Source organism: Variovorax sp. V93 (assembly GCF_041154485.1).
GTDB lineage: Bacteria > Pseudomonadota > Gammaproteobacteria > Burkholderiales > Burkholderiaceae_C > Variovorax > Variovorax beijingensis_A.
This window is the reverse complement of the sequence record NZ_AP028669.1, coordinates 2,714,357-2,727,484: the sequence shown is the minus strand read 5'-3', so window position 1 is coordinate 2,727,484 and position 13,128 is coordinate 2,714,357. Positions and strand designations below refer to the sequence as shown.

Annotated in this window: 11 protein-coding genes; 5 read left to right on the top strand and 6 right to left on the bottom strand. The window is 67.7% G+C overall.

The genetic code is table 11. The features are described 5' to 3' along the window. The first annotated feature begins 49 nt into the window (after positions 1-49). The 3 genes from ACAM54_RS12910 to ACAM54_RS12900 all read left to right on the top strand — a co-directional run bounded on the left by ACAM54_RS12910 (position 50) and on the right by ACAM54_RS12900 (position 4,928). Entirely contained in the window at positions 50-310 is a 261-nt protein-coding gene (locus ACAM54_RS12910; RefSeq protein ID WP_369650929.1) for a hypothetical protein, read from the top strand. A gap of 26 nt (positions 311-336) precedes the next feature. Next, positions 337-570 carry a hypothetical protein gene (locus ACAM54_RS12905; RefSeq protein WP_025569719.1) on the top strand — a complete coding sequence of 78 codons (234 nt, stop codon included), beginning with the start codon at positions 337-339 and terminating at the stop codon, positions 568-570. Between the two features lie 263 nt (positions 571-833). Then, positions 834-4,928 (top strand): autotransporter outer membrane beta-barrel domain-containing protein, encoded by a 4,095-nt coding sequence (locus ACAM54_RS12900; RefSeq protein ID WP_369650928.1) that lies wholly within the window; start codon positions 834-836, stop codon positions 4,926-4,928. A gap of 28 nt (positions 4,929-4,956) precedes the next feature. On the opposite strand, the gene ACAM54_RS12895 is transcribed toward ACAM54_RS12900, so the two are convergent. The 5 genes from ACAM54_RS12895 to nirB all read right to left on the bottom strand — a co-directional run bounded on the left by ACAM54_RS12895 (position 4,957) and on the right by nirB (position 11,325). Further along, on the bottom strand, positions 4,957-6,690 hold the full coding sequence (locus tag ACAM54_RS12895) for a protein kinase (protein ID WP_369650972.1): 1,734 nt from the start codon (positions 6,688-6,690) through the stop codon (positions 4,957-4,959). A gap of 25 nt (positions 6,691-6,715) precedes the next feature. Beyond that, positions 6,716-7,528, bottom strand: coding sequence for a formate/nitrite transporter family protein (locus ACAM54_RS12890; protein WP_025569372.1), 813 nt, complete (start codon positions 7,526-7,528; stop codon positions 6,716-6,718). Positions 7,529-7,591: 63 nt separating this feature from the next. Beyond that, positions 7,592-8,365, bottom strand: a complete 774-nt coding sequence (cobA, locus tag ACAM54_RS12885) for a uroporphyrinogen-III C-methyltransferase (RefSeq protein WP_025569373.1) — start codon at positions 8,363-8,365, stop codon at positions 7,592-7,594. Positions 8,366-8,430: 65 nt separating this feature from the next. Then, positions 8,431-8,847 (bottom strand): nitrite reductase small subunit NirD, encoded by a 417-nt coding sequence (gene nirD / locus ACAM54_RS12880; protein ID WP_025569374.1) that lies wholly within the window; start codon positions 8,845-8,847, stop codon positions 8,431-8,433. Positions 8,848-8,868: 21 nt separating this feature from the next. Beyond that, positions 8,869-11,325 (bottom strand): nitrite reductase large subunit NirB, encoded by a 2,457-nt coding sequence (nirB, locus tag ACAM54_RS12875; RefSeq protein ID WP_369650971.1) that lies wholly within the window; start codon positions 11,323-11,325, stop codon positions 8,869-8,871. 371 nt (positions 11,326-11,696) lie between these two features. Here nirB and ACAM54_RS12870 point away from each other — a divergent pair, with 371 nt between their 5' ends. Beyond that, entirely contained in the window at positions 11,697-11,903 is a 207-nt protein-coding gene (locus tag ACAM54_RS12870; protein WP_025569376.1) for a dodecin, read from the top strand. 55 nt (positions 11,904-11,958) lie between these two features. Here the strand turns inward: ACAM54_RS12870 and ACAM54_RS12865 are convergent, their stop codons facing one another. Beyond that, a complete protein-coding gene (locus ACAM54_RS12865) occupies positions 11,959-12,381 on the bottom strand; it encodes a secondary thiamine-phosphate synthase enzyme YjbQ (protein WP_025569377.1) in 423 nt (140 codons plus the stop codon). Between the two features lie 185 nt (positions 12,382-12,566). Here ACAM54_RS12865 and ACAM54_RS12860 point away from each other — a divergent pair, with 185 nt between their 5' ends. Then, positions 12,567-12,947 (top strand): cupin domain-containing protein, encoded by a 381-nt coding sequence (locus ACAM54_RS12860; RefSeq protein ID WP_025569378.1) that lies wholly within the window; start codon positions 12,567-12,569, stop codon positions 12,945-12,947. Positions 12,948-13,128 lie beyond the last annotated feature (181 nt).

Below are 13,128 nucleotides of genomic sequence, written 5' to 3'. Positions count from 1 at the left end.
GCTTGTGTTCCCAAGGCGCCCCAAGGCGAACAGAGAGGAGTCGATCCACATGACCAGAGCACCCGGAAGCCTCGGTTCAGGCGACGGATCGCGGCCCACCACGGATGGCGGCGTGGACAACATCGGCGCGGGCGAAAAGTTCGCGGGCAGTTCCTCGGCCGCCGGCGAGCCGGACTCGGCACCGGCGCCAGCCGAAGGCATGGCGCGCAAGCGCAAGGACGCGCAAGCCTCGCGCCACGACGATTCCGCAGCCTTCGGGCTGCGGGAAGACCTCCGGCCCAAGACCAACCAGGAGCCGTCCAAGCCCTGAGCGCTTGGATGGCTGAGGAGCCCAAGATGACTTCTTCGGAAAAAGCCTTTCCCTTTCCCACCTCCAAGAACCACGGCAAACCGCCCGCCGAACCTGCCAAGCCGACCGAACAGGCGCCGAGCGAGGAGGCCCTGGACAGCGGGGTCGAGGAATCCTTTCCCGCGAGCGACCCGGTGTCCGTCACCGTGACCAAGGTCAAGCTCCCGAAGGCCCCGCAGGACAAGGCCCAGGAAGGCCGCGACCCCGACGCCAAGCGATAGGTCTCGGCGTCCCCTTTTCCTCCGTCGCGCCGCCGGCTCCACGATGCCGGCGGCGCACGCCTGCGCCTTGCCGCCCCCAGTTGAAAGAAGACACGCACTCTGGCATAAAGCCTGGAGTTGTGAAGAAGTGTCTTCATATGTCAACTATTGTTTCAATAGCCTCGGCGTTTTTCCGTCGAGGGGCTCTCCTAGGGCTTGGCATTGACGCGATCTTCGCCACAGGTTCCGCATAGCGAATACCAATCAACACGAGGATCGAGGGCATGAACAAAATTCATTGCAGCGTCTGGAACGCTGCGCTGGGTACCTGGGTGGCCGTTTCGGAGCTTTCACGCCGGCACGGGCGGAGTGCTTCTTCGACGGTCGCGGCGGCGACCTGCCTGCTGGCGCTGGCCAACCTTCCGGGAAGCGCCTGGGCGCAGGCCGCCGGCGGCGGCGCGGCCATGGTGGGAGGAGGCACCGGCGGCCGCGGCGGCGTGGGGAATGGCGGCGGGGCGGGGGGCGGCAATATCGGCATGTACCCCACCAGCAATGGACAGGCCCCGACGGCAGGAACCGGCGGTGCCGGCGGCAACGGAGCGGCCGGGGCTGGCGGTACGGGGGGCGCGGTGGGCGCGACCAGCGTCACCGGCTCGGTCAGCGGAGCGTCGGGAACCGACGGCGTGGCCGACCCCGATCCGGTCTACGGGGCCGGTGGCGGCGGAGGAGGTGGGGCCGCGGTGTACACCAGCGACACCGCGATCACGGCAACGTCCGGCACCATTCTCCTGGGTGGCAATGGCGGCAACGGGGGCGCCGGGCGCCTGTCGGGCGGCGGTGGCGGCGGCGGCGCGGGCCTGCAGTCGGTGGCGGCCAATGCCACGGTCAGCAACGCGGGACAGATGACGGGCGGCCAAGGAGGGGCGGGGAGCCCGGGCCAATGGGCTGGCGGCGGCGGCGGTGGCGGCGATGGCATGGTGCTGCAGAGCGGGGGCGCCACGGTCACGAACAGCGGCACCGCTACCGGCGGGCGGGGCGGCGATGGCGGCACCTCCTTTGCCGGCTTACACGGGGGTGGCGGCGAAGGCGGTGCCGGCCTGGCGCTGGAGTCCAGCGGCAACTCGGTGCTCAATACCGGCGCGTTGGTGGGAGGTGCGGGCGGTGCCGGCGGAAGCAGCGCGGTCAACGGTGTGGGAGGCGCAGGCCTGCGCATCCGCGGCAACGCGAACACCATCGTCAACACCGGCGCCCTGATCGGCGGCTCCGGCGGCGACGGCAGCACGCCCGGCGATGCGGTGCGCATCACCGGCAACGACAACTCGATCGAACTGCAGAGCGGCTCGGTGGTCAGCGGGACGCTGGTGGCGAACGGCATTGGCAATCTGCTGCGCCTGTCCGGTGCACTGGGCGGCGCCACCACGTCGCTCGCCGCTGCCACCTACCGCGGCTTCGACCGCTACGAGAAGACAGGCACCAGCACCTGGACATTGACCGGCACCACCACCGAGCTGACGCCCTGGAACGTGCTCGGCGGCACGCTCGCGATTGCCGACGACGGCGCCCTCGGCAACTCGGCCGGCACGCTCACGCTGGACGGCGGCACCTTGCGCGCCACCGGAACGACCACCGGTACGCGCAATGTCACGCTGGGATCGGGCGGTGCGGCTTTCGAGGTGGTTTCTGCGCAGGCGCTGACGCTCAACGGCGTGCTTTCCGGCAGCGGCAGCCTGCAAAAGACCGGGGCCGGCACGCTGGTGCTCGGCGGCGTCAACAACTACAGCGGCGGCACGCTGGTGAGCGCGGGACTCCTGCAGGCGGCGACAACCGGCGCGCTCGGCAGCGGCGCGGTCACGGTCAATGCCGCGCTGGAGTTCCTGGACGGGGTCGATGCGCAGGCACTGGCCATCACGAACCAGAATGGCTTCACGACCTTCCGAGGCGCGAGCACGGCGGGGCAATCGCTCATTACCAACAACAATGCCAGCGGCACGGATTTCTACGGCACGAGCAGCGGCGGCACATCCACAATCATCAACAACCAGAGCGGGTTCACGTACTTTCGCGAAACGACCAGCTCGGCCGACGCACACATCGTGAACAACGGCGGCGGCGCGGCCACCTTCTTCATCCAGAACGGCTCGGCGGGCAACGCCGTCATCGACAACAACGGCGGGCAGGCACGCTTCTACGACAGCAGCACGGCCGGATCCGCCACCATCACGAACCGCTCCGGCGGCGTCACCTATTTCATCGGCAGCAGCAGCGCAGACAGCGCCACCCTGGTGAACGACGGCAATGGCCGCGTCGATGCGTCCTACCACACGGGTGCGCTGAGCATCGGGGCGTTGTCGGGCCAGGGACGGCTGCTGCTGGGCGCGAATGCAGTCTCGCTCGGTGCAGGCGGACGCGATTCGCAGTTTGCCGGTACGGTCGAGGACGGCGGCGAGAACGGCGGCACCGGCGGCTCGCTGGTGAAGGTCGGCACCGGCACGCTGACGCTGTCCGGCGCCAACACTTACACCGGCGGCACCGCGCTGAAGCAGGGCCGCCTCGACCTGGGCCACAGCCAGGCGCTGGGCACCGGCACGCTGGCGATGGACGACGGCACCACGCTCGGCTTCAGCGCCGACGGACTGACCATCGCCAACGCCATCGAGCTGACCGGGAGCAACGACCCCGTCATCGACACCGGCGCGTTCAGCGAAACGCTCAGCGGCGCCATCACGGGCGGCGGCTTCATCACCAAGCAGGGCAGCGGCACGCTCACGCTGACCGGCGCCAACACCTACACCGGCGCCACCAACGTGGCCCAGGGCACCTTGCGCGCCGGTGCGGCCAACACCTTCAGCGCGAGTTCCGCGCACAGCGTGGCGGCCGGCGCCACGCTGGACCTCGCGGGCTTCAGCCAGACCGTGGCCTCGCTCGCCAACAGCGGCACTGTCTCGCTCATCGGCACCACGCCGGGCACCACCTTGACCGTCAACGGACCTTACGCCGGCAACAACGGCGTGCTGCGCCTGGGCACCGCGCTGGGCGCCGATGGCAGCGCGAGCGACCGGCTGGTACTCGATGGGTCCACCGCCATCGCCAGCGGCAGCACCACGGTGCAGATCGTCAACTTGAGCGGACTGGGGGCGCTCACCAGCGGCAACGGCATCGAGGTGATCAGCGCACGCAACGGCGCCACCACCACCGCACAGACCACGAAGAGCGCCTTCTCGCTCGCGGGCAGCCATGTGGATGCGGGCGCCTACGAGTACCGCCTGCATGCCGCCGACGCGAACGGGGCAGGGGAGAACTGGTACCTGCGCTCGACCACGAACGTGGTCCCGCCAGTCGATCCCGTGACTCCCGTGACTCCCGTGACTCCCGTGACGCCTCCGGCCACGCCACCCGTGGTCGTTCCCACCTACCGCGCCGAGGCCTCGCTCTATGCCGCGCTGCCGAGCCAGCTGCGCCAGGGCAGCCTCGCGATGCTGGGCGACCTGCGCAAGCGCGTGGGCGACGACGACGTGAAAGGCACGGCCGCCATGCCGGCCGGCGGATCCGGCCGCCGCGCCTGGGCCCGCGTGCTCTCCACCGACATCGACATCCAGCAGGGCGGCACCGTCTCGCCCACCAGCAAGGGACGCCTGACCGGCGTGCAGGCCGGCACCGACCTGCTGGCCACGCCCAACTGGCGCGCCGGCCTCTACGTGGGCCAGCTCGACGGCGATGCCAAGGTGAGCGGCTTTGCCAGCGGCCTGCAGAACCTGCGCGTGGGCCGCAACGACCTGCGCAGCCAGTACATGGGCATCTATGGCACCTACAGCGGCGACAGCGGCTTCTATGCCGATGCCGTGGTGCAGTCGGGGCGCCACCGCTACACGGTGCAGCCGAACCTCGGCGGCGGCGTCGAGGGCAAGGGCCACAGCCTGCTGGGGTCCGTCGAAGTGGGCCAGGCCTTCGCGCTCGGGGCGAGCGGCTGGAGCGTGGAGCCGCAGCTGCAATTGATCCACCAGCACCTGGACCTGAACAACTCGGCGATCGTCGGCGCGGTGGTCCAGCCCGAGGCGGACAGCGGCTGGATCGCGCGCGCGGGCCTGCGCGTGAAGGGCGAGTTCGGCACCGGCCTGGGCACGCTGCAGCCGTACGGCCGCTTCAACGTCTACAGGAGCTCGAGCGGTGCAGACGTGGCGCGCTTCGTGAACGGCGCCACGCGCACCGACATCGTGGCGTCCACGGGCGGCACCAGCACCGAGCTGGCCGGCGGCTTCACGCTGGCGCTGGGCAGCACCACCAGCCTGTACGGCGAAGTGGGCAAGCTGTGGTCCTCGGGCGGCGATGCGAAGGTGAAGAGCTCGGTCAACGCGTCGCTGGGCGTGCGGATGAAGTGGTGAGCGGCCCGAGGGGGCGGCTGTCGCTCCCTCAGCTGCGCAGGCTGATCACGCCGAGCAGCACCACCACCGCCATGCCCAGCAGCAGGGTGGCGCATTTCCAGAAGACCACCGGGTTCTTGTCGAGCAGCGGCGTGCCGCGCCGGTTCAGGAAATCGGGGGGCGGCTGGCGCAGGTCCTCGACGAATTCCGACAGCGCTTCATGGCGCTTGAGCGGATTGGGGTGCAGGGCCTTTCGCAGCACTTCGTCGATCCATGCCGGGATGGCTCGCTGCGCATCGAGCGCCGAGCGGTATTGCAGGTTGCGCTGGTCCGCGCGCGTGCGGATGCGCGCCACCTGCGCGCCGTAGGGCAAGCGGCCGGTCAGCATCTGGTAGACGATCACGGCCAGCGAGAACAGGTCGGACCGAGGCGAGCCGCCATCGCCGACGAAGTATTCGGGCGCCGTGTACTGCACCGTGCCCAGCACCTGGGCCGGATCGGCCAGCGTGCTGTCGCCCAGGCCCGCCACCCAGGCCGAGCCGAAGTCGATGATCCGCACCGTGCCCGTGCGGTCGATCATGATGTTCTCGGGCCGCAGGTCCTGGTGCAGCATCTCCATGCGATGGAAGGCCTGCAGCCCCCGGGCCAGCTGCTCCACGATGCCACGCACCGACTCCAGGCTCGGCCGCGGGTTGTCGATCATCCATTGCGCGAGTGTCTGCCCGTCGACGAACTCCATCGCCACGTAGAGGTAGTTGCGCTTGCGCTCGGGGACATGCGGCTTGAGCACGTGCGCGCTGTCGATGCGGCGGGCCACCCATTCCTCGAGCAGGAAGCGGTCGAGGTGCGCCTCGTCGTTCTGCAGGTCGACCGATGGCGTCTTGAGCACGACGCTGCGGCCCGTGTCGTCATCCACCGCCAGGTAGATGTGGCTGCGGCTGCTGCGGTGCAGGTCGCGCACGATGGTGTAGCCGTCGAACTGCATGCGCGCTTCGAGCATCGGCGGCAGGCGCAGTGCCGCGCGCTGCGCCTGCAGTTCGTTGATGTCGCCGTCGGGCAGGGCGTCGACGCGCACGATCTGCACCGTCAGGTTGTCGGGGCTGCCGCGCCGGTACGCTTCCTCGGCGATGCGTCTTGCCGCGGCGTCCAGGTCGCCGGGGTGCGCCTCCAGCGCGGCCCTGATGACCGCCGCATCCACGTGCTCATGGACGCCGTCGGAGGTCAGCAGGAAGACGTCGCCTTTCTCGATGGCGAGCGCCTGGTAGTCGATCTCCACATGCGGGCCCACGCCCAGCGCCCGGCTCAGGTAGCTGTGCCCGCCGGCCACCGAGACGCGGTGGTCTTCGGTCAGCTGCTCGAGCGCCTCCGCATGCCAGCGGCAGACGCGCGTGTCGCCCACGTGGAAGACGTGCGCCGTGGTCGACTTGATGACCAGCGCGCTGAAGGTGCAGACGTAGCCGCGGTCCTTGTCGAAGCGGCCGCTGCTGTTCTGGGTCTGCGCGTGCAGCCAGGCGTTGGCCGCCGTGAGTACGCGTTGCGCCGAGCGGCTCACGCTCCAGGCATCGGAGGTGCAGTAGTAATCCGTCAGGAAGCTCCTGACCGCCGACTCGCTGGCCACATGGCTCACGTCGCTGCTGCTGATGCCGTCGGCAATCGCAACGGCCACACCCTTGGCGCTGCGGCCCGGCGCCTCCGGCAGGGCGGCGCCGTGGAAGTCCTGGTTGGCTTCCTTGCGTCCCTTGTCGGAGTGCTGGCCGATGGAGACTGCGAGGCCGGGGCGCATCGTCACGCGGCGGCGGCGCGCAGATTCAGCGCACGACGCGCTTGGGCGCCGTGCGCACGTGCGTGGCGTACAGCGTCAGGCCGGTGAACGACAGGCCGCCGACGAGGTTGCCCAGCACGGTCGGGATCTCGTTCCAGATGATGTAGTCCATGATCGAAAAATTGCCGCCCATGAGCAGCGCCGACGGAAAGAGGAACATGTTGACGACCGAGTGCTCGAACACCATGAAGAAGAACACCATGATCGGCATCCACATGGCCAGCACCTTGCCGCTCACCGAAGTGGAGATCATCGCACCCACCACGCCGGTGGACACCATCCAGTTGCACAGCATGCCGCGCACGAAGAGTGTCAGCATGCCCGCAGCGCCATGGGCGGAGTAGCCGAGCGTGCGCGCCTCGCCGATCGTGGCAATCACCTGGCCGACCTTGTCGGGCGGGCTCGTGAAGCCGAAGGTGAAGACGATGGCCATCAGCACGGCCACGGTGAAGGCGCCGAGGAAATTGCCGACGAACACCAGGCCCCAGTTGCGCAGCACGCCGCCGATGGTCACGCCCGGCCGCTTGTCGATCAGCGCGAGCGGCGTCAGCACGAACACGCCGGTCAGGAGGTCGAAGCCGAGCAGGTAGAGGATGCAGAAGCCGACGGGAAACAGGATCGCGCCGATGATCGAATAGCCGGTCTGCACGTTGATGGTGACGGCAAACACCGCCGCCAGCGCGAGGATCGCGCCTGCCATGAAGGCGCGGATGAGCGTGTCGCGCGTGGACATGAAGATCTTGGATTCACCAGCGTCCACCATCTTGGTGACGAATTCGGAAGGCTGCAGATAGGCCATGGCTTTTTTCTTTGGGATTGAAGAGTGGGAGGCTGAACGAAAAAAAGGGAAGGGGGCTGCGCCTCAGGCGGCCTTCTCCAGCGCGGGCTGCGCCGCGCGAGTTGCGGCCGCGAGCCCTTGCAGCACATCGCCGACCACGATGATCGAAGGGCTGCCAAGGCCGTTGTCGGCAATCGTGCGCTGCAGCGTCGCCAGCGTGCCGACGGCGTGCCGCTGCAAAGGCAGGCTGGCGTTCTGCACCACCACGATCGGCGTGGCCGGCGGCAGTCCGCTCAGCAGTTCGTCCTGGATCGAGCCTGCGCTCGATACGCCCATGTAGATGACCAGCGTGAGGCGCGCCGAATGGGCCGTGGCGGCCAGCGTGCGCCAGTCGGGCCCCGGTGATCCGGGCTTGGCGTGGCCGGTGATGAACACCACGCCCTGCGCATGCGCACGGTGCGTGAGCGGCACGCCGAGCGAAGTGAGCCCGGCCAGTCCGGCCGTGATGCCGTTCACCACTTCCACATGGATGCCGGCCTGCGCGAGGTGCTCGACCTCTTCACCGCCGCGTCCGAAGATGAAAGGGTCGCCGCCCTTGAGCCGGACCACCTGCTCGCCTTCGCGAACCGCCATGATCATCAGCCGCTCGATGAAACTTTGCGGCGTGCTCTTGCAGCCGCCGCGCTTGCCGACCTGGATCACGCGCGCGCCGGGCGCCGCCATGGCGACGATGTCGTCGCTGACCAGGTCGTCGACGAGCAGCACGGTGGCCGACTGGATGGCCCTGAGCGCCTTCAGCGTGAGCAGTTCGGGATCGCCGGGGCCGGCACCGACGAGGGTGCAGCGGCCGAGCGCCATGGGCGCCCGGACATGCGTCGCAGGCGTCGAGGAAGTCAGAGTGAGGCTCATGGTGGCTCGGCGGTTCAGGCGGCCGTGTCTTCGGACAGGCGGGCGCGGTTCGCGGGCCCTGCAACGGGGCGCTCCAGTTCGACGGCATGCGTCGCGAGTTCTTTCGAGTCCAGATGCACCACGCCTTCGGCCACCTTCACCGCAAACCGCGGCGTGCACCCTTCGTCGGGCGATTGGGCGCAGCCGTCCTGCAGCCCGATGGCCCAGTTGTGCAGCGGGCAGGCCACGCTGGTGCCGAACACGATGCCCTGGCTCAAGGGGCCGCCCTTGTGCGGGCAGCGGTCGAGCAGCGCGAACACCTGGTCCTCGGCGTTGCGGAACACCGCCACATCCACGCCCACCGGCCGCGCCACGCGGCGCGCGCCCAGCACCGGGATGTCCTCGACGCGGCAGATCACCTGCCATTCGTTGCTGTTGCTGTTGTTGCTCATGAGTTGTTTTCTCCTTGCCGTTCAGGCCGCCTGCGTTGCTTCGTGCACCACCGCCACCGGCGTGAACTGCCGCACATCCACCTGCGCCTGGCTCGATTCGAACCACGGATCGGGCTCCCCATCCAGCGCGAACTGCAGCCGCTCCCACAGCGCCTTGCGGCCAGCTTCGTCTTCGAGGATCTTCTTCTTCACATAGTCCAGCCCCACCCGCCCGATGTAGTGCACCGTGCGCTCCAGGTACCAGCCTTCCTCGCGGTACAGCTGCAGGAAGGCGCCCGAATACTCCATCACCTCGGCCGCCGTCTTCACCTTCACCAGGAACTGCGCCACCTCGGTCTTGATCCCGCCGTTGCCGCCCACGTACAGCTCCCAGCCCGAATCCACCCCGATCACCCCCACGTCCTTGATCCCGGCCTCGGCGCAGTTGCGGGGGCACCCCGAGACCGCCAGCTTCACCTTGTGCGGCGAATACATCGCCCACAGCGCGCGCTCCAGGTCCTTGCCCATCTGGGTGGAGTCCTGCGTGCCGAAGCGGCACCACTCGCTGCCCACGCAGGTCTTCACCGTGCGCAGGCTCTTGGCATAGGCAAAGCCCGAGGGCATGCCGATGTCCTTCCACACGCCCTCCAGGTCCTCCTTCTTCACCCCCAGGAGGTCGATGCGCTGGCCGCCCGTGACCTTGACGGTCGGGATCTTGTACTTGTCGGCCGCGTCCGCGATGCGCCGCAGCTCGTCGGGCGTGGTGTGGCCGCCCCACATCCGGGGAATGACGGAATAGGTGCCGTCCTTCTGGATGTTGGCGTGGCTGCGCTCGTTGATGAAGCGGCTCTGCGGATCGTCCCTGGCCTCCTTGGGCCAGGTGCTGATCAGGTAGTAGTTGATGGCCGGGCGGCAGGTGGCGCAGCCGTTGGGCGTGCGCCAGCCCAGGTTGCGGTAGACCTCGTCGTGCGTCAGGTAGTGTTCCCGGCGGATGGCGTCGCGCACGTCCTGGTGGTTCGCGTCGGTGCAGCCGCACACCGCCTTCTTCTTCGGCGTGGCCGAGTAGTCGCCGCCGGCGGTGAACATCAGGATCTGCTCGACCAGCCCGGTGCACGAGCCGCAGCTGGCGCTGGCCTTGGTGTGCTTCTTGACCTCGTCCAGGGTGAACAGGCCCTTGTCCTTGATGGCCTTGCAGATGGTGCCCTTGGTCACGCCGTTGCAGCCGCACACCTCGGCGTCGTCGGGCATGCTGGCGGCCTTGCTGTGGCCCTCGTGGCCGGTGTCGCCGATGTTGGACTCGCCGAACATCAGCTTGTCGCGGATGTCGTGCACGCTGCGCCCGTCGCGCAGCAGCTTGAAGTACCAGCTGCCGTCCACCGTGTCGCCGTACAGGCAGGCGCCCACCAGCTTGTCGTCCTTGATGACGAGTTTCTTGTAGACCCCGCCGAAGGGGTCGCTCATGACGATCTCCTCGGTGCCCTCGCCGCCCATGAACTCGCCGGCGGAGAAGAGGTCGATGCCGGTGACCTTGAGCTTGGTGGAGGTGAGCGAGCCCAGGTAGCGCCCGATGCCGAACTGGGCCAGGTGGTTGGCCGCGACCTTGGCCTGCTCGAACAGGGGGGCGACCAGGCCGTAGGCGATGCCGCGGTGGGCCGCGCATTCGCCCACCGAGTAGATGCGCGCATCGGTCACGGTCTGCATGGTGTCGGTGACGACGATGCCGCGGTTGCAGTGCAGGCGCATCTGCTCGGCCAGCTCGGTGTTGGGGCGGATGCCGACAGCCATGACGACCAGGTCGGCGGGCACTTCGGTGCCGTCCTTGAAGCGGATGGCGGCCACGCGGCCCTGGTCGTTGCCCACCAGCTCCTGGGTCTGGGCGCCGATGAGGAACTTCAGGCCGCGGTCTTCGAGCGACTTCTGCAGGAGCTTGCCGGCGACGTCGTCGAGCTGGCGCTCCATGAGCCAGGGCATGACGTGCACCACGGTGACGTCCATGCCGCGCAGCATCAGGCCGTTGGCCGCCTCCAGCCCGAGCAGGCCGCCGCCGATGACGACGGCGCTCTTGTGGGTCTTGGCGGTCTCGATCATGTAGTCGGTGTCGGCGATGTCGCGGTAGGCGATGACGCCCTTCAGGTCGCGGCCGGGCACGGGCAGCATGAAGGGGTTGGAGCCGGTGCACATCAGGAGGCGGTCGTAGGGGGCTTCGGTGCCATCTTCGGCGCGCACGATGCGCTTGACGCGGTCGACCTCGACCACCTTCTTGCCGGCGTGCAGGGTGATGTGGTTCTCGGCGTACCACTCCCAGCTGTTGAGCACGATCTCGTCGACGGTCTGCTCGCCCGCGAGCACGGGCGACAAGAGGATGCGGTTGTAGTTGGGGTGCGGCTCGGCACCGAAGACGGTGATGTCGTACAGGTCGGGCGCGAGCTTCAGGAGCTCCTCCAGCGTGCGCACGCCGGCCATGCCGTTGCCGACCATCACGAGCTTGAGTTTCTTCATCATGGGTGGGCCTTTCGGGGAATCAGCTGATTCGAAACAACAATGCAAATGCCGAAGCGCAGCCCTTGCGGGGCCGCGTTGTTCGGCGGGGTTAGGGGGTAGGAATGCCTGCGGAAGCGCGGGCGGGGGTGCTGGGCGCTCTTCACGCTCCGGGCTCCGCAGGACCGCGGAAACCTCACCAAAACAGTGCTTCGTTACACCGTGAACTTTCGGTCATGCAAAGACCGTGCCTGCTCCACACCGCACTCGCGCGGCGCGAAAAACCCGTCGCCCGGCACTTCCAACAAGCGAGCCGAGGGGTCAACATGTGTGCCGTGCGGCCGATCCGCACGAAGAGCAGCTGCGGCGCACCAATTCAAGGAGCAAAAGACATGTCGAATCACGTTTACAAGTCGCTCGAGCTGACCGGCTCTTCGCCGATCGGCATCGAGGATGCCGTGCAGACGGCCATCACCAAGGCGCACGAGACGGTCCGCAACATCCAATGGTTCACTGTCACCGAGACGCGTGGCCACGTGGTGGACGGCAAGGTCGCGCACTGGCAGGTGACGGTGAAGATCGGGTTCACGCTGGAGTAGCCGCGAGCGGCGTGCCAGGCGCAAGAGAGCAGGGCGGTGGCCGGTGGGCGGGCCCCTAGGACCCGATCAGGTGCAGCGCCACCTGCCTGCGATGCGGCCTCACCCGGTGCTCCCACAGATAGATGCCCTGCCAGGTGCCCAGGGCCATGCGCCCGTTCGTCACGGGAATGGAAAGCTGGACCGCGGTCAGCGCCGAACGTACATGGGCCGGCATGTCGTCCGGCCCTTCGTCGCGGTGCCGGAACAGCGGATCGCCATCGGGCACCAGGCGCGCAAGGAAACGGTCGAGGTCTGCCTGCACATCCGGATCCGCGTTCTCCTGCACCAGCAGGCTGGCCGAGGTATGGCGGATGAAGAGCGTCAGCAGCCCGGTTTGAAAGCTGGTGCGTTCGACCCATTGCGCGACGGCGCCTGTGATTTCCAGAAGGCCGCGGCCATCGGTGTCGAAGTCGAGCGTGGTGGTGGTCTGGCTGAGCATCGCAATCAGCACTTTAGCGCTGGAAATTCCGCGCACGTGCCCGAGATGCACGCCACCGGGGTACCTACCGGGCGAAAAATGAGTCGCTGACGAGCGTGGCCCGGGACTAACATGCAATCGTTCGACGCGCGGTTTCGCACGAGGCTGCCGCGGACCAACTGCTCACTCGTGCAAGGAGAGTAGTGATGGCAAGTCCCATGAATGTCACCAAGCTTCAGACGAAATCCCATGACGAGCCGGACGAGGTTCGGGAGCCGGAAAAAACGCGCGTCGAAGTGGTCCGCCTCGAGGGATACACGCTGGGACGCTTCAAGTTCCAGCCCGGATGGCGCTGGTCGAAGTGCATCAAGCCGGTCGTCGGCACGGAGAGCTGCCAGGTCGCTCACGTCGGGTACGTGGTTTCCGGGCGGATAACCGTGCAAATGAATGACGGCTCGAAGACCACCCTGGAGGAAGGCATGTCGTACACCATTCCACCGGGCCATGACGCATGGGTCGAAGGCAATGACCCGTTCGTTGGCTTCGAGGTGATCAGCGCAGAGGAATACGCAAAGCCCAAGAGCTGATCCCGACGGGGCTGCCGGCCGACTGCCAATGGCGACAAGGATTTACCGCAGCAGTTGCAGAAGAAAGCAATGGGGCATGGACGGCAAGGTCCTGCAGGGTGCGGTCGGCATCAATGTTATTTAACATAATGCACATTGTGTTCCTTTTTGGAGTGGACCGATCGGACGCCAATCCCGGCAA

Excerpts from the sequence above, each read along its gene's own strand:
- ACAM54_RS12910 (WP_369650929.1), top strand. The coding sequence starts at position 50 with ATGACCAGAGCACCCGGAAGCCTCGGTTCAGGCGACGGATCGCGGCCC.
- ACAM54_RS12905 (WP_025569719.1), top strand. The coding sequence starts at position 337 with ATGACTTCTTCGGAAAAAGCCTTTCCCTTTCCCACCTCCAAGAACCAC.
- ACAM54_RS12900 (WP_369650928.1), top strand. The coding sequence starts at position 834 with ATGAACAAAATTCATTGCAGCGTCTGGAACGCTGCGCTGGGTACCTGG.
- ACAM54_RS12895 (WP_369650972.1), bottom strand. The coding sequence starts at position 6,690 with ATGCGCCCCGGCCTCGCAGTCTCCATCGGCCAGCACTCCGACAAGGGA.
- ACAM54_RS12890 (WP_025569372.1), bottom strand. The coding sequence starts at position 7,528 with ATGGCCTATCTGCAGCCTTCCGAATTCGTCACCAAGATGGTGGACGCT.
- cobA (WP_025569373.1), bottom strand. The coding sequence starts at position 8,365 with ATGGCGCTCGGCCGCTGCACCCTCGTCGGTGCCGGCCCCGGCGATCCC.
- nirD (WP_025569374.1), bottom strand. The coding sequence starts at position 8,847 with ATGAGCAACAACAGCAACAGCAACGAATGGCAGGTGATCTGCCGCGTC.
- nirB (WP_369650971.1), bottom strand. The coding sequence starts at position 11,325 with ATGAAGAAACTCAAGCTCGTGATGGTCGGCAACGGCATGGCCGGCGTG.
- ACAM54_RS12870 (WP_025569376.1), top strand. The coding sequence starts at position 11,697 with ATGTCGAATCACGTTTACAAGTCGCTCGAGCTGACCGGCTCTTCGCCG.
- ACAM54_RS12865 (WP_025569377.1), bottom strand. The coding sequence starts at position 12,381 with ATGCTCAGCCAGACCACCACCACGCTCGACTTCGACACCGATGGCCGC.
- ACAM54_RS12860 (WP_025569378.1), top strand. The coding sequence starts at position 12,567 with ATGGCAAGTCCCATGAATGTCACCAAGCTTCAGACGAAATCCCATGAC.